This is a genomic window from Undibacterium sp. Ji42W, assembly GCF_049340405.1.
GTDB lineage: Bacteria > Pseudomonadota > Gammaproteobacteria > Burkholderiales > Burkholderiaceae_D > Undibacterium.
The window spans coordinates 253805-274292 of sequence record NZ_JBMPOV010000002.1; the positions used below are offsets into that span (position 1 = coordinate 253805).

Below are 20488 nucleotides of genomic sequence, written 5' to 3' on the forward strand. Positions count from 1 at the left end.
GCCGCCCTTGCAAAGGTGGTTTCCGAAAACGATAGGTGCAATTGGGATTTCGGACAACATGTTGTTCGCCAATACAATGAACCACCCTTGCAAGGGTGGTTTCCTAAAGCGATAGGTGCAATTGGGATTTCGGACAACATGTTGTCCGCCAATGCAACGAACCACCCTTGCAAGGGTGGTTTCTTAAAGCGATAGCCTTGCTGGAACAACTTTTCGTAAGCCCGCATGAAATTCTTCGCTTACACTGCCTCAGCCAAGACTATCTTTTCCGGGGCACCAAAATAAAAGCCCTGTCCACATTCGACCTGATCTGCAATCAGTAATTGCAGCGATGCTTCGCTTTCTACATTCTGGGCTATCAGGGGTATACCCAGGGATTGCGCAAATTTGACGATGGCGCGCAAGTGGGCATGGCTGTTGTCATTCGTGGCGACTTCCTGCACCAGGCCGCCATCGAGCTTGATATAGTCTGGCGGTACTTCGCGGATAAAGTTAAGGGCATGCGGGTCCAGGCCAAAATGATCGACACCAAAACGGACACCTAATTCGCGCAGGACATTGACGAATTTCCTGGTCACTGCATGGTCTCTGGCGCAGGCAAATTCACTGATCTCCACCGACACCAAAGCCGCCAGCTCTGGCGAGTATTTCAGGCGCGCCTGCAACCATTCACAGAACTCTTTGCTCTCCATTGATTGCAGGGACACATTGATGGCAACATTTTTATAGCTGCCGCGATTTTTTTGCAGCATCTCCATGACCAGGGTAACTACTGCCTGGTCTATCTCGGGCATGAGCTGGTGACGCAAGGCCATAGGCAAAAACTGGTTGGCCGGAACCAGGTTGCCCTGGGTATCGAGCAAACGCGAAAATACTTCATGATGGACAAGCTGGCGTAATTGCAGACGCATGACAGGTTGGGCAAACAAAACCCAGCGGTGGTCTGCTAGTGCATCGTGAATCAGGGTACGCCAGCCATGTGAACCAGCGATCACGGCTAAGCTGTCTTCCATATGGGTCAGGCTAATCTGCCCACTGCCCGCCTGACGCATGACTTCAATTGCCAGGTCAGTCCTGGAGAATATGTCGCCGCGCGTTTGCGCCGGGCTAAACACCAGGGCACCGGCAGCCAGGCTGACCTGGCGCGAGGCGCGCAGCAATACCTGGTTCAGGCGGTACTGCAACGCATCTACCAGCAATTGCATGGTCTTTTGATCGACATCGATACAAACCGCAGCTATCGAGGCACCACCTATGCGGCCCAGGATATTGGTATATTTGCTGAACACTTCTGTGACCACCGTTGCCACATCGGCCAACAGGATATCGCCTTGCTGATAGCCGTGCTGGTGGTTGTATTCTTTGAGGCCGTCAAATTCCAGCACAAAGATGACGGCAGTTTCAAAACGCCCTTCTTCTGACAGTAAATGATTGAAACGCAAGTCAAAACCATGACGGTTTTCGAGGCCACTGACTTTGTCGATAAAAGCTTCTCGCCTGAAATTTTCTGCCCTGGCTATTTCTTCATCGAGCAGGCTGGAAATACGCTCGGTCATGTGATTCATGGCGACCACCACGCGCTGCAATTCGCGGGTTTGTGGCACCACTTCAATACGGCGAAAATTCTTGGCCTGTATGGCAATCGCGACTTCTTCGATTTTTTCCAGCGGTCCCAAAATAATCCTGAGCAAGACCACGGTCAACCCCCAGACCACCAGGTACATGGCAAACATCCACAAAGCCATTTCCCTCATAGAGCGCCACAGGTAGTCATAAGCATAAGCCGGGTGGCTGATCACGACAACCTTGCCCAGTTGACGCCAGCCCGAAGAAATGAAGGCCTCACCGGGCGGGGTCTGCAAATCAAACAGGGCAGGTAGCCAGGCAGGCACATTGTCTTTGCCTGCTCCCAGTTCCATGTGTAACAACACTTTGCCTGCGGGGTCAAGAACGACGATTTTTTTATAATATCCGCGGTCAAACAGGGTGGATATCTGGATGTTTGCCAGCGTCTGGTCATTCTTGGCCAGTGCTTCTTCGAGAGGACGTGACAAAGCAGTGGCCGCATCCTGGGCATGCGAGGCCAGTTGCTGCTGCAAATAATCCCGCATCGTCAGGACTGACAGAATTTGCAATCCAAGAAAAACGGCAAAAAAGATGATGGATATGGCAAGAAGGAGTTGGCGTCTCAGCGTCATAAGGTCTCTTTGAGTGTTTTCATTCCCTGGAACTCATTTCTGTCTGCAATTTTCTATCTGTTGATAAGTCATGCCCATGGCGACTTTAACAAGAAAACAGGCTTTCCCGCTTATTTCTTCCGCTTTATTTCTGGATTTGCATAGAATTATGGATGTGGCCTCGCGTTTGCCACCCCCGGCTCAATATATTTTAATTAAATTTCATGTCCAATACCGATATTTTACGTAGCAAGATCAATCTCGAGACCGCCGCTTACCCCTGGAGTGAACTATTACGTCATTTTGCCAGTGGCACGGTACTAGTAGTCCAGCCCGGCCTGGACCTGGTCGAAGTTGCCATGCACATGGCAGAAGACCATGCAGATGTGATCTCTGCCCTGCTTGAGCATGGCCAGATAGGCAAGGTCAGCGATGAGCAAGCCCAGGTATGGCTGAAGCAGGATGCCCAGCACTGGACCGTGGTCGTCAGGCCCTGGATACTGGTGCAGGAAAGACAAAAATAAATAACTGCCGATGGGATTGCGTACCGACATGAACTTTTAACAAGCAACGGTTGTCTGAGTCCGGACAACGTAACAGCACAGAGTTTGGGAAAGGCACAATGCAATTTTCTCTGGCAACTATCAACACACCAGCAAATCAGGGAATCAGTAGACCTGGCTTTCCGGCACTGACCATCTTGCTGGTGATGATCGCCCACCTGCTGTTCTGGCAATTACTACGTCATCAACACGCAACCGCCAGGGCAGGTGAAAGCCATTCGGCCTTGCAATATCTACAATTACTAACCGTCGCCCCCAAGCCTGCTACCCCAGAGGCAAGCCCGACAGCAGTAGCTCCAGCCAAACCTGAAAAGCCTGTAAAAAAAGAAGCCAGCAAGCCCATCACTGCCAGCAAACCCGCAAGATCATTGGTTTACCCCGACCAGCCAGTAGCAGAAAGCATACCGGGAACCGTCAGCCAACGCTCGCCTCAGACGACCATCAGCCCCGACAGACCGACTGGCCTGGGCCTGAATCTGGAGTCTGTGCGCAAGTCAGCCCTGGCCATGAGGCCCACAGAAATTGAACAGATACAGGCCAGCCACAGGCGTGGCGACAGTCTGGAAAAAAGGCTAGGTGAAGGCACCAGACGGGCAGAAAAGAAAGAATGCCTGAAGGCGTATTCGGGCATAGGCTTGCTGGCTGTCATCCCGCTGGCAGTCAGCGCCGTTGTAGACACAGGTTGCAAATGGTAATGCTGGCAAGAGCTCGGCTATAATGCCGGATTCCGTACTGTGAAACAGGCTTGCATGGAACGGCCAGGGCATAAGCAGGGATGAAGGCCGGTACTACGCCTGTTGTCATTTGTATTATTGATGTGTTTGACTGATTGTTGCAAAGTGTTTTGACATTAACGCAATAATTTTCATTTTTTATCTGGATCATTCATGAAAAAAACTTCTTACCTGTTCGCCGCCATGATGCTGGCAGCTCTTGGTTCTGGCTTCTCTCCCGTGACTGTGAATGCCGTTCAGGCTCAAGAAGCGGCTGATCCGGCGAAGCAGCAGACCGTGCGCCAGGAAATGGCCAAGCCACTTAATGAAATCCAGGACTTGCTGACCGCCAAGCAATACCCTCAGGCACTGGAAAAAATTAATGCCATGGACGCATCCCTGGAAAAGAAAACACCTTTCGAGCTGTTTACGATCAACCGTTTGCGTGCCGTGGTTGCATCCAGTATCAATGACTCTGCGCTGATGGCAAGCTCCTTCGATTATATGATTTCGACTGATTTTCTGAAAGATCCAGAAAAACAGCGTTTGATGGAAGCCATGGCAAGTACGCTGTTTGGTGAAAAGAAATATGCTGATTCCAGGGTATGGGGTAATCGCTTCCTGGCGAAAGCACCAGGCAATGAAGTCATGATCTATCTGATTGCCCGTTCCTATTATCTGGAAAACGATTTTGCCAATGTCATCAAAGTCTTGAATACCCAGATAGCAGACGATGAAAAAGCCAAACGCAATACCAGCTCTGACAACCTGAAGTTGCTGGCTCTTGCTTATCAACAGACCAAGGACTGGGATAACTATGCTGTCGCGCTGGAGCGCCTGGTCGCACTGTACCCTACACCAGAATTCTGGACAGACCTGATTTATCGTGTGATGAAAAAACCTGGTTTTTCTGACCGCTTGCTGCTCGACTACTATCGTCTGCAGTTCCTGAACGGCAAATTAGAAGATGCCACAGATTTTGTCGATATGGCAGAGCTGGCCTTGCTGGCTGGTTTGCCAGTCGAAGCCAAGACTGCGATTGAAGCTGGCTATGCCGCAAACGTGCTGGGCACAGGCAAGGAAGCGACCAAGCACAAGCAATTGCGTGACCGTGTTAACAAACAGGCTGCTGACGACGTCAAGAGCCTGGATGCTGGTGAAGCAGCCGCCAAGAATGCCAAGACAGGTATTGGTATGGTCAACATTGGCTATAACTACATCATTAACGGCCAGTACGACAAAGGCCTGGCACTGATGGAACAGGGTATCGCCAAAGGCGGCTTGAAATCACCTGATGAAGCAAAACTGCATCTGGGTATGGCTTACCTCAAAGCAGGCAAGCGCGACAAAGCTGTTGAAACCCTGAAGTCTGTACAAGGCCGTGATGGCTCTGCTGACTTTGCACGTTTGTGGCTGCTGGTACCCGCCAATAAATTTGCTCCTGAGGCAAAATAAGCTGGCGGATATCCCTTCCATTTACAAGCCGTTTTAAGAAAAACGCCACCTGCGGGTGGCGTATTTTTTTGTACCGTACTTACAGATGTTCAATTACCGCCAGATAAAAAAAGGCTGTCTTGCGCTACGCAAAACAGCCTGTCAAATTCAGGACCGCAAGCTCTGATTACGGTACTGACGGTACACCTTTGGATACAACTCTTTTCGTCCGGCCCCAGTTCCCTGAAGCTGGTCAAATCATTTCACAATGAAGATTACGAATGGTAAGCAGATTCACCATGGCTGGTGATGTCCAGACCTTCACGTTCTTCATCTTCTGGTACACGCAGACCGACCACCAGATCAACCAGTTTGTAAGCCACGAAGGACACGACGCCAGACCAGATAATGGTCGTGCCAACTGCAGTTGCCTGTGTCATTACCTGGCCAAAAATATCATATGGATCAGCCGACATTTTGTTGGTGACGTAGTCAAATGTGCCCTGGCCGCCGAGGGAAGGTGCAGCAAACACGCCTGTCAGCAAGGCACCGAGGATACCGCCTACGCCATGCACACCAAAGACGTCCAGAGAATCATCCGCGCCCAGCAGGCGTTTCAGGCCATTCACACCCCACAGGCAGACGATGCCTGCCAGCAGACCGATAACCAGAGCACCCATAGGGCCGACGAAACCACAAGCCGGCGTAATTGCAACCAGGCCTGCTACCGCACCGGATGCACCACCCAGCATAGAAGGCTTGCCTTTGGACATCCACTCACCAAATACCCATGACACAGTTGCTGCTGATGTTGCCAGCAGAGTATTGATGAAGGCCAGTGCTGCGACATCACCTGCTTCTAGAGCGGAACCCGCATTGAACCCAAACCAGCCCACCCACAACAGCGACGCACCTATCATCGTCATTGTCAGGGAGTGCGGAGCCATGGATTCTTTACCGTAGCCTACCCGTTTGCCTATCAGATAAGCACCCACCAGACCTGCGACCGCAGCATTAATATGCACAACGGTACCGCCAGCGAAATCCAGCGCGGTTTTTTGTTGCAAGAAACCACCTTTGACTAATTCAGTTGCCGCAGTAGCTGCATCCTTGATCGTATCAGGACCTGTCCAGAACCAGACCATGTGAGCGATAGGCAGGTAGCTGAAAGTGAACCACAAGACCACAAACAACAGCACTGCAGTGAATTTTGCACGTTCTGCAAATGCACCGATGATCAGACCGCAAGTAATGGCAGCAAATGTCGCCTGGAAGGCTACATAGGCAAACTCAGGAATCACCACGCCTTTGCTGAATGTCGCTGCTGTCGCAAATGTTGCCTTCGCCGGATCCCAGATACCTTTGAGGAACAGGCGGTCAAACGAACCGATGAACCTGCCACCTTCAGTAAATGCCAGTGAGTAGCCGTAGATGCACCACAGCACGATGATCACGGCAAAGATCATGAAGACCTGCATCAATATAGACAGCATGTTCTTGGAGCGGACCAGGCCGCCATAGAACAATGCCAGGCCAGGAATGGTCATCAAAATGACCAGCAGGGTGGAAACCATCATCCAGGCAGTGTCGCCTTTATTTGGCGTAGGTGCCGGTGCTGCAGCAGCACTGGCGGCAGCAGGGTCAGCCGCCGCTGCCGGAGCAGAGGCAGGTGCAACGACTGTAGATGCTGGGGCAGAAGCCGGGGCAACTGCGGGTGCAGATGCGCTGGCTGATGCAGTTACAGCGGCAGCAGAAGCTGACACTGGTTCAGCTTTAGCTGACGCATCTTGCGCTGATGCGACAGATGTAAAACCGACGGTGACCAGCAAAGCAGTCCCTGCCAGTATGTTCTTCAACAGTTTTTTCATGTGAACTCCCTGGTAGGCTATCAGAGTGCGTCGTTGCCGGTTTCACCGGTACGAATACGCACAACTTGTTGCAAGTCATAGACAAAAATCTTGCCGTCACCAATCTTGCCGGTGCGGGCCGCGGTTTCTATTGCTTCAATGGCGCGCTCAACAATCGCGTCATCTACAGCCGCTTCAATTTTTGTCTTGGGCAGGAAGTCAACCACATACTCTGCACCACGGTACAGTTCAGTATGACCTTTCTGACGGCCAAAGCCTTTCACCTCAGTCACGGTAATGCCCTGTACACCAATGGTGGACAGCGCTTCGCGGACTTCATCGAGTTTAAAAGGCTTGATAATTGCAGTAATCAGTTTCATGCTCGCCTCGAATATTAGAATGTTTTAACTGCAGACAATACCAGTGTTGTTTTGCCTGTGAACTTGCCTGCTGGCGTGACATACAGTTTTTTCTCTGCATTCGTGCCCAGCGCTGCGATACCAAAATTCACACCAAAAAACTCTTTATTCACACCAATTTTCCAGTCGGAATAAGAATAGGCACCATTGTTCTTGATGGTTTGATGGCCAGCATGCAAGGCCAGCGTATAACCTTCAGGCAACTCAATGTTTGCGCCGATATCCAGGTAGCCGCTGTTCTTGCTATCGATAAAACCGAACAGGTTGGTGACGGAGTGTGAATACTTGATATAGGCTGGCCCCATGCCTAACTGGCCGTAAATCTCGGTAGTGTTGGCATCAGCAAAACCGGCAACCTTGTTCAGGCCATTGGATGGGTAGATATAAGTCAGCACGCCGACGTCATAAGAAACATCCTTGGTGATCTCGCCTTTTTTACCGGCATACAAATCCCATTCAATATCGCCACTACCACCGGCATCCTTGGTCCATTTAATCGTTGACAACCATGTACCAGCATAAAAGCCGCTTGGGTTATTCACATAATCAGCGCCGCCCTGCAAAGCTGGATCAAGGCGTGATTGCGCAATCGCACGGTAGCGGTATTCGCTGACAACGCCAATGTTGAAGCTGACTTCATTGTCTGGCTTGGCTTCTGGCTTGGCATCTTCTGCATAGGCAAAACCACCAAAGAATGACGTGGCTACAGCAGCGGCGATTACTAATTTTTTCATTGCGCTTCCCCCTATTGATTAAGATTTGATTAGATTGAACCCGGGACAGAATCTGTTTTCAGCTCATAACGAGGACAGGCACGGACAAGCATTAATATTCACCACCACTTGCGCCCCCACTGCTTGCATCAGCCAAACTCTTAAATTCTTATTTCCCTTACCTGTTAGCAGGAGTCGTGCCAACCATGGCTATCTCATCAATAAAACGGCAACACAGCGCAGGGCCGAGAGTGTATTAATATGCATACAGCCAGATAAACACTGGGTCGCGCTGGTTTTTTATATTGCGCTGCAATACCAGTAGCAGTGTGGGCAAGATGCGCTATCATTGCCCTATAGGTAAATTTATAAGCAAAAAACAGCTTTGCGCACCAATTGCGGGCAACAAGGAATCCGCACACAAAAGTGGCAAAGCCAGATTTGCACCATAAACGTGCAATTACAAATAGAGGGTAAAAATGGATAAGCAAAATTTCTTTAATGATATGCAAGCCAAGATCAGCCAGGCTTTGGAAAACTCACCCGCCAAAGACATAGAAAAGAATGTCAAAGCCATGATGAGCCAGGGCTTTGCCAAGCTGGACCTGGTGACGCGCGAAGAATTTGATATCCAGGCACAAGTGCTGGCCAAGACCCGCGCCAAGCTCGAAGCCCTGGAGGCACGCGTGGCCGCACTCGAAGCACCACAAAAAGCCGACTAAGCCACAGACCGCATGTCCTTAGCCGTACTCAAAAGCCGCGCCCTGAATGGCATGGATGCACCACAGGTGACTGTGGAAGTGCATCTCGCGAATGGCCTGCCCGCCTTCACTATCGTTGGCCTGCCAGAAACCGAAGTCAAGGAATCCAAGGACAGAGTCAGGGCCGCTTTGCAAAATGCCCGCTTTGAATTCCCGAACAAGCGTATCACCGTCAATCTTGCGCCCGCTGATTTGCCAAAGGAATCTGGCCGCTTCGATTTGCCTATCGCGCTGGGTATTCTGGCAGCATCCGGACAAATTCCGGGAGACGCGTTAGAACAATATGAGTTTGCCGGAGAGCTATCCTTATCAGGCGAACTGCGGCCGATACGCGGCGCACTGGCGATGACGTTTGCGATATGCAAAAGCCAACAGCACTCGGCACAGGAACCCGCCTTCATCTTGCCACGCGCGAATGCTGATGAAGCGGCACTAGTTAGCGATGCTGCTATTTATCCCGCTGATTCATTGCTGCAGGTATGTGCCCACTTCGCTGGTGTAGATGGTGAACAAAGACTGGCGCGTCATCGACCCACCTCCCAGCCCAAGCGGCCGCAGTATGCAGATTTTGCGGAAGTCAAAGGCCAGTTACAGGCCAAGCGGGCATTGGAAGTAGCAGCGGCAGGTTCACATTCGGTACTTCTGATGGGTCCGCCAGGCACCGGCAAATCCATGCTGGCAGCCCGCTTCCCAGGCATCTTGCCGACCATGACCGATCAGGAGGCGCTGGAATCAGCGGCAGTGCAGTCCCTGACATCAGGCTTTTCCATTGAGAAATGGAAGGCACGCCCTTATCGATCGCCTCATCATACGGCGTCTGCGGTAGCATTGGTTGGTGGTGTAAGATCCGAAATTAATTGCATAAATCCGTAATTAAATGCGAATATCTGAAATTATAAACTTTCAGAATTCACATGAAACACAGACTGGTGATTGCTAGGCTGAAAAAAAACCCTGGTATTTGGAGAGTTGACGGCGTTAGTGGAGTGAGGAGTCGCTGGCGTTCCGGGAAATATGCAACTTTACATTTTGCCGGGATAAAAGATGACCATTTGCATAGTCCCTACACCAAACATTCCCTGAATGGGAAAATATTAGCTCTTCCAGTTCATTGCGCGCAACTTGCTCGATTTAAGCATGGATCCATTTGGAAAGAAGGGCAACTTGTCAGTTTTAGCCCTGAACTAAACAATACTTACACGGTGGATGCTTCGCGGGCTAGAGTAGTAAAGTTAAGCGAAGAAGTCGAGATTAGGAATGAATTAATTCCGTCGGTCCTTCCAAAAGACTATTTTTGTTTTGGCTTTAATAGCAAAAGTAACAATAGAGACATACTTGCTAACTCAAGATATGTAGTCGTCCCTGCAAAATTATTGGATGGTACTGAAAGATGGTTAATTATTCCCTGCACAGAATTGGTCCGATTCTATTTTGGTGTTTCGTCAAGGCTCCTTGCAAGTACGATAGCTGGCCAAATCGATGATTATTTTTCCTACAAAGATTCCTTTGTTAAAAACGGTCGAGTAACAATATTTGCAAAGAAGAGGCTAAGTAGATTTGAAGCAGGAGTTCTGGCAAGAACTGTCGCATCACCTGATGCCAAAGCTGCAATGTATGAAGTTCATAATTCTATAAGTGCTGCTATGGTTAATAATCAAATTAAAAAAGCCAGAGCTACAGAAAGTCATAACCAATGGCATAGAGAAAGTCTCGACATCAAAGCGAACTTTCCTTTCCGAGATAGCACGACACTTTATGCTTCAGGTAAGCGAATAAAATTGATTGACACCTCGCAGCGACCAATTTGGGGGGTGTATGTAATGCAAATTTGGCGCTGCAGTCATTCTTTTGGATTTTTTAAACCCCCAATTATTCAGATGGAAGAAAATTCTCGGCCATCTAATTATGACGAAAACAACACAAATAAATACGTAGAAAATCACTTCTTGGAAGATGAAGTCTTACCAGATATTGAAGATGTTCCAGCAAATGCGAGAGCGAAGCGAAGATCCATTTTAGATTCGTCGAACCAATTTGAAGGTATGGATGGTATTCGGTTCAAGCATGTTTACAAATCATCTAAGTCAGGAAATAAAGGCAATCATTTAGTTACATTGGATATTCAGCCCGAAAGCCTAACATTCCAAGATGGAAGCAATGCGGAAGATGCAAGAAACAACCAAGGGCTAACTCTTTCAACCAGCCAAGTCGACTACATAGGGCGCAATCTCTCATTATTTATCGAAACAATCGAAAAAATCGCTAACCTTAAAAAAGACTGGTCACTCAAAACACCAATATTGGGAGCAAGCACAAGCATGCTCTCTAAATCTTTTTTAGCGCACTTTCCAACGTTGATCGCGAATGTAAAGACGTGGCATTTGATCGATGGAAGGCCGCGGCAAGTTGCAGTTGTCGAAATTGAAATGGGTAAAAACCGCTATTTATACTTGCTTGAAATGGAATTAAAAGCAAACGAAAGCGGAAAAAGCACAATTCTTCTTTATAAAAATGGCTTCGATCAAGTTGATTCTGAGGCACTTTCCGATTTTTTCAAGTTATCGGCACGTAACAATAGGTGGATTGGAAAAGGTTTAATGCTGAAAAGACCTGAAGATCACGCCGAAGTAAACCTATTTTTGGATTCTTATCAAGTTAAAGGAATTAGACACCCGACTCGAGAACAGGATAAAAATTTATCAAATAACAAACTTGTCCTGTTGGAAGTTTCGCCGGACACATGGGCCGAATATTTAGTAAATGAGTTGAACCAATATGGTTTGTGATACACAGCAATGCTTTACTACCTAAGGTGTGAAGGCCCCCATGCGAATGCTAGTAAGCCATAGCACACAGAACACAAGAGTAAGGGTGCTTTGGCAATTTATTGACGAGTTACAAATTGCACTTGATAAAAATCATGTTGCGATTCGGCTCGTCAATGTTGTATCCGAATGCGGAACAAAACATGTGCCGGAGCTTAGAAGCGAACTGAAATTAGCGACTTTGGCAACTGATTTAACCATGATGATTCTCACGTATGAATACACTCAATCAATTTGGTGTGAAACCGAAATGATGGATCGCGCATATTCTAGCTGCCAGAACTGTCCTTCACGTAGACTATTTCCTGTTGCATGGAAATCTTATCCGGGGGACGAGCTTTGGTCGCGAAAAATAGATGGATGGGGTGTGAACCTTCAAGAACTAATAAAGGAGAATGTATTAGATTTGGTCGAGAAAGATCTCTCGAATTCACAAAATCGACCTATTGAATGGCAATTGGCGATTAACATGACCACTGAGGCACTTATAAAATTTCATACAGAGATCAATAGGACTTGTGTTCACATTAGTTGCCCAAAGAACGTGCCTGAAAACATACTTGCTCCTCGCCGGTTAGACTAGAACTAGGCAAAATAATTATTTTTTCTTGCAAAAAAGTGGTGTGGAAAAAAATTATATTCAAACTGTTTAGCTGCCAATCTGCTCATGTTTATATACACCGGACTCCTCCCTATTTTGGTCGTGCAAACCTAAAAGAAGTTGTGCATACAAATGTCCAAACTACCTTTTATAAATCCACCTGCTAGTATCGCTGACGATTTCCGCTCTGGACGCTGGTAGTTTTCTCATATTAAATGCTCCTATCCAATAATGCCTAGTGCGTCCCAGAATGCTGGATTAAATACGTAGCGAGCGTTCTCGCCAAGGCGCTGAGCCCTAGTTGTCAAGATTTTAGAGTCATAACTGACATCAAATATATATTGAACACCAGTTTCAGTTTTCAGACCTATAACTCCGTAATACAACAAAAAAATAAAAACCTTCTCAAGTTGATCTGCGCCTACACCACCGCTTGTAAGAGTACTCATTAGATCAAATTTACTCACTTCACTTGGCTGATCAATAAAGTGATATAGCAAATCTGGGACATCTGGACAAACATCTGATAATTCGTGATCAAGTTCAATCAACAAATCCTGCGAGAACGCTTTTATGCCTTTTTCAATATCGCTCTCTTCAATTTTGCTATGGTTAAAATTAATCGCAAATCCTTTGCTATGAGCAAAAATCTTTAATACATTCCTTGGACGCATAAGCGATCGCTCAATGAAATAAGCAGAAGTATCCTCACCATGATAATGGGATACACAAATGTCGCGCCAAATTTTTTCGAATGTCACATTTGAGTCAACTTCATTCATACCTGATACTAAGCGCAATCGCAACATCTCCCTTAACATATCGGGATCTGTCCAATCTAAAACTGCACGCATATCTTTGCCGTAGTCTGCACTGCCTTTCATAAGTAACTCATAAACATCATTTCTCACAAAAATTACACAATATAGTTCGTGTTCGTTTTTGCGCATTTCTCTCTCAATTTTTCTTCCGGCTTCTACTAAGCAACGCAAGACAATTATGTCGATTTCATCGACACCTCTCGTATTCCAGCCTTTATCCAGATTATCGAATAATATCCAAACAGATTGCTTTGTATTTAGATAATCTGACAACTTTTTCCTTAATAATCGAATGTCATGCGCGTGCACAAGTGAAGTAACGTCTTCTACCGTTAACTTTACGTCAGGTACTTCGCCAAAGCGTGCGCGGTAAGAAGATGCTATTCGGTTCGACACACCGAGCAATCGTTCGGAAAAATCTCCTTCGGAAGAGAAATTTTCAACTTTATATGTTGCTTCCAGATCCAGGTATTTTTCATATATCTCATGATTATGCTTATGGGTTGTCCTGTCTTTTTCCAGAACCTTATAAGTAACCTCTAGTAACAAAAGGTATTCCCAAAAAGCCGTTATTAAATGTTGCCGCGCGCCCTCTGTAAGATAAGAAAGCAAGTCTTCTTTCAACTTTATCAGCTGATAGCCTTCTGGCTTTAGATCAACCATCACATTGCGTTTATCGGCGCGTATTCGATCACGCAATTGTAAAAACAGAGCTGTTTTACCGGCTCCTTTCCGCCCTACGACTAGATTTACTTCGCCGCGCACCGCTCGAGTAAATTGTTCGGTCTGCATGTAGTAAGCACCTAACGTGGTCATTTCATTCTCAGCCGTTGGATCACCGAACGTCATATTTTGCAAAGAGTTGAGAGAAGCTTTAAGAGGTGTTTCAACAAGCTGTAAATGCTCAGTAAGCTCCAAAGCAAATGAAGCAACATGTTCCGCTATATCATCAGGATGCGTGTAGTGCTTGGCATCATCGCGTACATCAAGAGGTACGGTGAACCCAGCTGGTGCTAAAATTAAACATGGTTTCTCCATTCCATCAGCTAAACCTGCCACGAACATTGTTCTAATGTTGTGCACATTTGCCCATTCCCTAGCATCGGATTCAAAAGAAACCATCACTCCGGCTGAACTAGATACTTGTTTAATGGCATCTGTCGCAGAAAGGCGAGAATCTTCGCTTGGGTTGAAGCTTCGGTATCTATAGCGAGTCTTCTTCAACCTAGAGGTCATCATAGTCGCAGCATCGCCTTTCTGCGGAGGCTCGACAACATACACTGGGGCCTTATTATCGATAATCCCTGTAAATTCTAATGGTTTTTGTTCAATGTAACCGGTCAGTCTATAAGCCAGGGCGTCAGAATCCGAATATTCAGCATATCCAACTGTATCGAATATGCCTACCCGGTTTGCAAGGTCTTTGTCGCCAGCAGTACCAGTGTGACGAATTAAGAAAACGCGTTTCTTTTTCCCAATTGCATAACCGATTTCGTATACAACGTTCAAATTCAGATAGGAGATATCTGCAACAATGAAGCTTGATTGCTCTATCTTGTTAATAACAGGTGAGATGATTGGTGTGCCAACAACGTCATTGAATTCCCAAGGTTCAAACCGAATGCTATTGAGTTTGGCTGAAGCTCTCGCCAAGCCTTCCCTAATAACCGTAAGTAAGTTTTGATCTCGGGACGGGTATGCAACAAAGACTAAATGAGGATCAGGCATGACTATCCTTTGAAGTGTTTTTTGGCATAGGAAATTTTTTATTCATTATGCCAGCACCTATGTCAAAGTATTTAAATGACAATCTAAAATTGCAAAATCAATAAAATACCATTTTTGCCTATGTAAGTGGGCATTGAAATGAAATTCCTATGTTAGTTTGCGCTGGATTATGACCCGGCGTTTGCATCAAATTCTGACCCACTCGTTTTAATGTCTTTTAAGGGTTAGGTTGAGGCTAGTTTGGTTTTTTTCTCCTTTACAGTTATTTGGGTTGAACTGTTCTTAAATCGGTAACTGTCATTTCCAGTCTCGATTATATGACAGTGATGAGTGAGTCGATCAAGCAATGCAGTAGTCATTTTCGCATCTCCAAATACAGATCCCCATTCCGAGAACCCCAGATTGGTGGTGATGATCACACTCGTTCTTTCGTAAAGCTTGTTGATTAAGTGAAACAATAAAGCCCCACCTGACTGACTAAACGGAAGATAGCCCAGCTCATCTAGAATCACCAGGTCGGTATAAAGCAATCTGAGAGCAAGGTGACCTGCTTTTCCCTGCTGTTTCTCAATCTCCAGTAAGTTGACGAGTTCCACAGTCGAGAAATAGCGAACCCGGCAATTGTGTTGCTCGATAGCCTGTGTACCTATTGCAGTTGCTAGATGAGTTTTTCCGGTTCCTGGGCCGCCTACTAACACAATATTATTTACCGACTGAAGAAACTCACAGCGGTGTAATTGCCTAACCAGAGACTCATCCACCTCGCTACAACTGAAGTCAAAGCCATTCAAGTCCCTATAAGCAGGGAACTTTGCGACTTTCATTTGATAGGCCAGGGAGCGGACTTCTCTTTCGCAGGTTTCTGCTTTCAACAGCCCGGCCAGCACCGGAATTGCTGCCTGGAAGGCCGGGGAATCCTGAGCGATCAGATCTTCTAAAGCTTGTGCCATGCCTCTCAGCTTCAGTGTTTTGAACATTTCTAACATGGCTTCATGCTGCATTATCTAATCTCCTGTTTCTTAATTGGTCGTAGCGGCCTACATCGGCCTTGGGTTCAACTTTCAAAGCGAGTGCCTGGGGTGTGTCTATCTTGGGCGGTGGCGTGCCTTCTATCAGCCTGCTGAGAATGTTCATCACGGTCTGTTTTGATGGCGCACCGGCTTCAAGAGCCTGCCTGACTGCAGACAGTACTGCCTTTTCATCATGGAACATCACCAGCGCTAAGATATCGACCATTTCCCTGTCACCGCCTTGGCGCTTCATGAGAATGGCCTGTAGCTGCTTAAACTCGGCAGGAAACTCCGCAAATGGTGCTCCGTTGCGGAGCGCACCAGGTTTGCGTTGAAGCACAGCTAGATAGTGACGCCAATTGAAGATGGTGTGGCCTGGCCCATGATCGCGGATAATATTTCGGTCGTGTTCCGCGATTACTTTTCCTTCAGCTACAAATATGAGCTTTGCAGCATATACCCTGAGACTGATAGGACGGTTTGCAAATGGAGCTGGCACGCTGTACCGATTGCGTTCAAAGCTTACCAAGCACGTTGGTGAGACTCGCTTGGTATGTTCCACGAAGCCGTCAAATGGCCTCCCGTTCGCCATCAGATGTGGTCGTTCAAGTTCCCATGCTTCGGCGACTGTGATGTCTGCTTCAGGGTGATGGATTTGCTGCCATAGCTGAATGCATTCCTTGCCAAGCCACTCATTGAGTGCATCAAGCGATGGCATTGGCGGGATTTTTTGCCATATCCTGTGTCTGCTGTCGCGGACGTTCTTTTCGACCTGACCTTTTTCCCAGCCAGATGAAGGATTGCAAAACTCCGCATCGAAGAGATAATGACTGACCATTGCTGTAAAGCGCTGGTTGACATCCCGATCCTTGCCGGTCCTGACCTTATCTACAGCGGTTTTCATATTGTCGTAAATTCCCCGGCGCGGAATACCGCCCAAATGCACAAACGCATGATGATGTGCATCAAATAGCATCTCATGTGTTTGCAGCAGATATGCGCGCAGATAAAATGCACGGCTGTTGCTGAGCTTAAAATGAGCGATTTGCAGCTTCGTCCGTTCACCTGCGATCATCGCCCAATCTTCACTCCAGTCAAACTGAAACGCCTCTCCGGGAGCAAAAGTCAGAGGAATATATGTTCGTTTGCTAGCTGAATTGACCCTATCAGTTTGATCCACCTTCCACTTCCTGGCGAAGGCTGCCACCCGGTCATACGACCCTTCAAATCCCAGTTCTTTCAGATCAAGATGAAGCTGTTTCAAGCTGCGTCGCTGTTTCCGATTTTTACCTGCTTCGGTTTTAAGCCAGCTCGAAAGCTGCAATGCGTATTTGTCGATAGCACTGGTTGTTTGTCGCTCCGCATAGGCTGGCTCTGTGACTTCAGAGCGCAGATAGCGCCGGACAGTGTTGCGAGAGATGCCGAGTCGTCTGGCGATCTCCCGTAATGGGATCTGGTCACGAATGTGCCAGCGTCGAATAATACCTAGTAATGCCACGTCAATCACTCCTGCTCCCTACTCATCAAGATAAGTAGGATTGTGTGCTAAACGTGGGTCAATTTTAGATGCAATTTATCCAGCAAAGTGGGTCAATTTTCAGTGCAAATCAACATGGGTCAATTTGCACGCAAATTGACCCACTGCAAAATCGCAATATGCTGAAAAGCAAATCTATATTTTAGTGTAACCATACTCCGCTGAGTTTCCCGGTTAAATTGAGGGGCTCAGTTTAGCGCTCTAGCCAATGCTGCACCAAATGCTGTGGTACACCAAGCTCTCTTGTTACCGACGACATATAGACGCCGTTTTGCTCTGGTAATCGCGACATTAATAATATTGGGCTTGGTAGCAGCCCAGCTTCTGGCACCGGCAGTTTTCCCACCTAAAACGAAAACCACGGACTCGCATTCTTTGCCTTGAAATGTATGGACGGTAACCTTTCGGACAGAGCCAGACTGGACAGGAATGACATCCAGGCATTGGCAAAAGCTAATGCCCTTGAGTCTCTGGCAGGTAATAGACGCCAGGCCATGTGGCAATCAGTCGTCAGTATCCCGGATAAGGGGTTGCTGCGAGAGGCCATTGTTCATGAAGAGCACGTCGACCTGGCCGCTCCCAGCGAAGGGGAAACAATCGTTGCTGATTACCAAAGCTTGAGTTTGACGCTGGGAAGACATCCCCCTAGCTTTGCCGCGTGAGAAGCTCAAAACAATGCGCTTTCTGAGCGCAGACGGTATGCTGGCGCGTGGATGTGGGATTGTGATTGTGCGGCAGCGGCCCCAGACAGCGAATGGCGTGGTGTTTCTGACGATTGAAGATGAAGCCGGGACTGTCAATGTGATCTGCTGGCAGAGTGTCGTTGAGCAGTTTCGCAGGGAGATTTACGGGGCTTCGCTCATCGGCGTGTATGGACGCTGGCAGAGTCAGAATAATGTGCAGCACCTGATTGCGATGCGGCTGGTGGATTTGTCTTATATGTTCGGTGAACTGGAGACAAAGAGCCGGGATTTTTGTTAAGGTACTTATAACGACCTATTAACCTGAAAACAGATTAAATATGACTGAGCGAAATATCCAAAGCAACTGGCCGGATCATCTCACTGAAAGTATGTACTTTCCACCAATCGACTTAGCTAATCCAGTTGGCTCAAATAAAATGGGGTTCGTAGATATGGGGCCCAAGCAATTCGAGCAGTTTTGTTGGTTCTTAATACGAAAGGACTACCTAATTGACGACATTCAATATGTTGGTGCAATTGGGACAAACCAAGATGGAATTGACTTAATTGCGAGGGATAAACTTAATCCCTCACAACTCATCGTGTTTGAATGTAAGTGTTGGAAAAAATTTAACTCTACACGAATGAGAGAAGCCATTGATTTGTTCTTAAAGGGAGAATGGCCAAAATCCAATCCTATTTATATTCTCATTATAGCTCAAGAAGATATTGGGAATTTGAATAAAACGTGGCAAAAAGAATCAAGAAAATTACAAAAGCATGGTATTAAAAGCTTCATCTGGACCGGAATACATTTAGCAGAGCGTGTGCAATGTTTCCCGGATATTGTTACCAGATTTTTCACGGCGCCTATCGCACAATATATATGCCACGATTGGATGCAAAAGGTCAGATTTATTGAGCGATTACATTACGCATATATTCATGAGGATCCAGAAATCCGCGCACTCGCGCTTCAATACATGAACGATGCTTCAACGGAAGAAGCTAGTGATACAGAAAAAGTAAATAGTTCGAAGTCGAGCGTCTCCAAAAAATCGACGAAAAAGATCGAATTCATCGAGCGATTTCATAAAATATTCAGTCATGAAAACGAAGAAATCAGAGAATTAGCTGAAGAGCTTCTTCGTAGAAGTTTAACCGGAGAAAAATATATTGATGAAACCCTTCTTCAAACCGAGAGCCAAAATGATCCCAAGTCAGAAGAAGATAAAGAAGAAAAAATCGAGAAAATTTTTAACAATGATACCAACTGGACAATCGATCATCCGACTGTTTATATCCATTGTCTAAAGCCAAAGAAACGTCAGTATCCTGCTTCTGCTCTCATCAAGTTTCGTTTAGAAAATGCGGCAGGAGTGGATGTAACTTTATCGCAGAAATGGTTAATTGCCAATATGTTTGGCGCAGAAGGCAGTCCTATCGATCGTGAATTTCGACCATTCATCATCAGCGAATTCGTTCACGAATCAGTCAACCATAGCATTATTCAACTCCGAAATTGTCGACTATATCCGCCTCGCGACAAGATGAAGGAAATATGCAATATAGTAGATGAACTGTCTAACGTCGTTTCTAGCGCCCTGTTGAAACTCGAAAATGATTGGGATGCCGTCGATTTCCCATTCGTTCATCAAGGAGGAACTACGCAAGTGGCCATTTGCACCATGCCGAAATGGTTATGGAAAAATATTCTTGATTTCGCCAATGCGCATGACGTAAGCGCAGGGGAAACAGAGTGGCACATATTTGATCAAAATCAGTGGTACTTAAAAATATTTACGAATAGATTTCATAATGAATTTGATGTAGGTTATCACGGATTATTCTATGCAAATGAAAACTTAGCTGGCACCAATTATGGCAACTCAGTTGCTATATTGTGGCAACCACCAAACTCATTCCATGATGATGTCCCTGACAAGCGGAATTGGATGCCATGCCTCTACGCACTCCAGTGGATAACCCAAAAACTTCTACCAAAAGTTAAAGGGTGGATTAAAGCCAAGGAGATAGGTAAGCCAAGTTTCCTGAGAAAAAATAAAGTCGATACAGAATTTAATCAATGGTGGGAACGCAATGTAGAAATACGAGATCTGAGAGAATTTCCCTTCATTCGGGAAAGGAGATATCTAACAATTGGATTGGTCAACGTAATTGAAAAATTGCAGTATTCGATCCATCCGAATCAGCGGGCAATTTATCTTACTACAGATGAAGAAAGTAAATTACATGAAGCGCTCATTCTAATTTTGAGTTTCCAACAGGGGCACAGTTCATACATCGCTTCAAATTTAGGAATTCGAAGCACGCCCGATACTCACATGGACATAATAAATTCTTTGCGGGAGCGAATTGAAAAAAAAGAGGTCGCCATGAACATGTTTGCACTCAGATATATGTTGAGTGCATTTTTAGAAGCACTTAATGATACGGACGATTTTCTATCTATCGGAGAAAAAGAGGTCGTGTTCGATGCTTTAACGCCACTTATGGAAGATGTCGACAAAAGACAATTTCTGGATCGGCACTATAGATGGGTAGATGACTGATTGCTGAATTGCGTTATGTATACTGATAACGCTATGGTCCGCGCTCAGTTTGGGAACGATCAAACGCGAGCTAAAATCTGCGC

17 protein-coding genes and 1 pseudogene are annotated in these 20488 nt (G+C 46.6%); 10 read left to right on the plus strand and 8 right to left on the minus strand.

What is annotated here, in order from left to right; translation table 11 throughout:
* Positions 1-239: 239 nt before the first annotated feature.
* Positions 240-2198 carry a bifunctional diguanylate cyclase/phosphodiesterase gene (locus ACO0LG_RS04480; protein ID WP_423023744.1) on the minus strand — a complete coding sequence of 653 codons (1959 nt, stop codon included), beginning with the start codon at positions 2196-2198 and terminating at the stop codon, positions 240-242.
* A 203-nt stretch (positions 2199-2401) separates the two neighbouring features.
* Here ACO0LG_RS04480 and ACO0LG_RS04485 point away from each other — a divergent pair, with 203 nt between their 5' ends.
* The 3 genes from ACO0LG_RS04485 to ACO0LG_RS04495 all read left to right on the plus strand — a co-directional run bounded on the left by ACO0LG_RS04485 (position 2402) and on the right by ACO0LG_RS04495 (position 4908).
* Entirely contained in the window at positions 2402-2701 is a 300-nt protein-coding gene (locus ACO0LG_RS04485; protein WP_423023746.1) for a DUF2288 domain-containing protein, read from the plus strand.
* A 98-nt stretch (positions 2702-2799) separates the two neighbouring features.
* Positions 2800-3435: a hypothetical protein gene (locus ACO0LG_RS04490; RefSeq protein ID WP_423023748.1), complete on the plus strand. Its 636-nt coding sequence runs from the start codon at positions 2800-2802 to the stop codon at positions 3433-3435.
* Positions 3436-3627: 192 nt separating this feature from the next.
* On the plus strand, positions 3628-4908 hold the full coding sequence (locus ACO0LG_RS04495; RefSeq protein ID WP_423023750.1) for a tetratricopeptide repeat protein: 1281 nt from the start codon (positions 3628-3630) through the stop codon (positions 4906-4908).
* Positions 4909-5162: 254 nt separating this feature from the next.
* On the opposite strand, the gene ACO0LG_RS04500 is transcribed toward ACO0LG_RS04495, so the two are convergent.
* The 3 genes from ACO0LG_RS04500 to ACO0LG_RS04510 are packed head-to-tail and all read right to left on the minus strand — an operon-like array spanning position 5163 to position 7887.
* Entirely contained in the window at positions 5163-6755 is a 1593-nt protein-coding gene (locus ACO0LG_RS04500; protein ID WP_423023752.1) for an ammonium transporter, read from the minus strand.
* Positions 6756-6775: 20 nt separating this feature from the next.
* Entirely contained in the window at positions 6776-7114 is a 339-nt protein-coding gene (locus ACO0LG_RS04505; RefSeq protein WP_422949254.1) for a P-II family nitrogen regulator, read from the minus strand.
* Positions 7115-7128: 14 nt separating this feature from the next.
* Positions 7129-7887, minus strand: coding sequence for a TorF family putative porin (locus ACO0LG_RS04510; protein ID WP_423023755.1), 759 nt, complete (start codon positions 7885-7887; stop codon positions 7129-7131).
* A 458-nt stretch (positions 7888-8345) separates the two neighbouring features.
* Between ACO0LG_RS04510 and ACO0LG_RS04515 the strand changes: the two genes are divergently transcribed.
* The 4 genes and pseudogenes from ACO0LG_RS04515 (at position 8346) to ACO0LG_RS04530 (ending at position 12035) form a co-directional block, all read left to right on the plus strand.
* The gene (locus tag ACO0LG_RS04515; protein WP_423023757.1) at positions 8346-8588 is read left to right on the plus strand and encodes an accessory factor UbiK family protein; all 243 of its coding nucleotides are present in this window, start codon (positions 8346-8348) and stop codon (positions 8586-8588) included.
* A 12-nt stretch (positions 8589-8600) separates the two neighbouring features.
* Positions 8601-9467 (plus strand): annotated as a pseudogene (locus ACO0LG_RS04520) (YifB family Mg chelatase-like AAA ATPase); the annotation flags it as partial.
* 74 nt (positions 9468-9541) lie between these two features.
* Positions 9542-11413: a hypothetical protein gene (locus ACO0LG_RS04525; protein ID WP_423023759.1), complete on the plus strand. Its 1872-nt coding sequence runs from the start codon at positions 9542-9544 to the stop codon at positions 11411-11413.
* 85 nt (positions 11414-11498) lie between these two features.
* Positions 11499-12035 (plus strand): hypothetical protein, encoded by a 537-nt coding sequence (locus ACO0LG_RS04530; RefSeq protein ID WP_423023761.1) that lies wholly within the window; start codon positions 11499-11501, stop codon positions 12033-12035.
* A gap of 239 nt (positions 12036-12274) precedes the next feature.
* Here ACO0LG_RS04530 and ACO0LG_RS04535 read toward each other — a convergent pair whose 3' ends face one another.
* The 4 genes from ACO0LG_RS04535 to ACO0LG_RS04550 form a co-directional block, all read right to left on the minus strand.
* A complete protein-coding gene (locus ACO0LG_RS04535; RefSeq protein ID WP_423023763.1) occupies positions 12275-14602 on the minus strand; it encodes a P-loop ATPase, Sll1717 family in 2328 nt (775 codons plus the stop codon).
* A 224-nt stretch (positions 14603-14826) separates the two neighbouring features.
* Positions 14827-15603, minus strand: coding sequence for an IS21-like element helper ATPase IstB (gene istB / locus ACO0LG_RS04540; RefSeq protein WP_423023765.1), 777 nt, complete (start codon positions 15601-15603; stop codon positions 14827-14829).
* Positions 15593-17119 carry an IS21 family transposase gene (gene istA, locus ACO0LG_RS04545; protein WP_423023767.1) on the minus strand — a complete coding sequence of 509 codons (1527 nt, stop codon included), beginning with the start codon at positions 17117-17119 and terminating at the stop codon, positions 15593-15595. Before istA ends, istB begins: the two co-directional genes overlap by 11 nt.
* A 218-nt stretch (positions 17120-17337) precedes the next feature.
* Positions 17338-17511 (minus strand): hypothetical protein, encoded by a 174-nt coding sequence (locus tag ACO0LG_RS04550; protein WP_423023769.1) that lies wholly within the window; start codon positions 17509-17511, stop codon positions 17338-17340.
* Between the two features lie 27 nt (positions 17512-17538).
* On the opposite strand from ACO0LG_RS04550, the gene ACO0LG_RS04555 reads away from it, so the two are divergent.
* From ACO0LG_RS04555 to ACO0LG_RS04565, 3 genes are read left to right on the plus strand one after another with little or no spacing between them, the layout of a single operon-like run.
* Positions 17539-17811 carry a hypothetical protein gene (locus ACO0LG_RS04555; RefSeq protein ID WP_423023771.1) on the plus strand — a complete coding sequence of 91 codons (273 nt, stop codon included), beginning with the start codon at positions 17539-17541 and terminating at the stop codon, positions 17809-17811.
* 13 nt (positions 17812-17824) lie between these two features.
* A complete protein-coding gene (locus ACO0LG_RS04560) occupies positions 17825-18130 on the plus strand; it encodes an OB-fold nucleic acid binding domain-containing protein (protein WP_423023773.1) in 306 nt (101 codons plus the stop codon).
* A 40-nt stretch (positions 18131-18170) separates the two neighbouring features.
* Positions 18171-20405 (plus strand): hypothetical protein, encoded by a 2235-nt coding sequence (locus ACO0LG_RS04565; protein WP_423023775.1) that lies wholly within the window; start codon positions 18171-18173, stop codon positions 20403-20405.
* The last annotated feature ends 83 nt before the right edge of the window (positions 20406-20488 follow it).

What these genes read in the sequence shown, in the direction of transcription:
- ACO0LG_RS04490 (WP_423023748.1), top strand. Translation starts at nt 2,800, where the DNA reads ATGCAATTTTCTCTGGCAACTATCAACACACCAGCAAATCAGGGAATC.
- ACO0LG_RS04495 (WP_423023750.1), top strand. Translation starts at nt 3,628, where the DNA reads ATGAAAAAAACTTCTTACCTGTTCGCCGCCATGATGCTGGCAGCTCTT.
- ACO0LG_RS04505 (WP_422949254.1), bottom strand. Translation starts at nt 7,114, where the DNA reads ATGAAACTGATTACTGCAATTATCAAGCCTTTTAAACTCGATGAAGTC.
- ACO0LG_RS04565 (WP_423023775.1), top strand. Translation starts at nt 18,171, where the DNA reads ATGACTGAGCGAAATATCCAAAGCAACTGGCCGGATCATCTCACTGAA.
- ACO0LG_RS04515 (WP_423023757.1), top strand. Translation starts at nt 8,346, where the DNA reads ATGGATAAGCAAAATTTCTTTAATGATATGCAAGCCAAGATCAGCCAG.
- ACO0LG_RS04480 (WP_423023744.1), bottom strand. Translation starts at nt 2,198, where the DNA reads ATGACGCTGAGACGCCAACTCCTTCTTGCCATATCCATCATCTTTTTT.
- ACO0LG_RS04485 (WP_423023746.1), top strand. Translation starts at nt 2,402, where the DNA reads ATGTCCAATACCGATATTTTACGTAGCAAGATCAATCTCGAGACCGCC.
- ACO0LG_RS04500 (WP_423023752.1), bottom strand. Translation starts at nt 6,755, where the DNA reads ATGAAAAAACTGTTGAAGAACATACTGGCAGGGACTGCTTTGCTGGTC.
- ACO0LG_RS04555 (WP_423023771.1), top strand. Translation starts at nt 17,539, where the DNA reads ATGGACGGTAACCTTTCGGACAGAGCCAGACTGGACAGGAATGACATC.
- istB (WP_423023765.1), bottom strand. Translation starts at nt 15,603, where the DNA reads ATGCAGCATGAAGCCATGTTAGAAATGTTCAAAACACTGAAGCTGAGA.
- ACO0LG_RS04525 (WP_423023759.1), top strand. Translation starts at nt 9,542, where the DNA reads ATGAAACACAGACTGGTGATTGCTAGGCTGAAAAAAAACCCTGGTATT.
- ACO0LG_RS04510 (WP_423023755.1), bottom strand. Translation starts at nt 7,887, where the DNA reads ATGAAAAAATTAGTAATCGCCGCTGCTGTAGCCACGTCATTCTTTGGT.
- ACO0LG_RS04560 (WP_423023773.1), top strand. Translation starts at nt 17,825, where the DNA reads ATGCGCTTTCTGAGCGCAGACGGTATGCTGGCGCGTGGATGTGGGATT.
- ACO0LG_RS04535 (WP_423023763.1), bottom strand. Translation starts at nt 14,602, where the DNA reads ATGCCTGATCCTCATTTAGTCTTTGTTGCATACCCGTCCCGAGATCAA.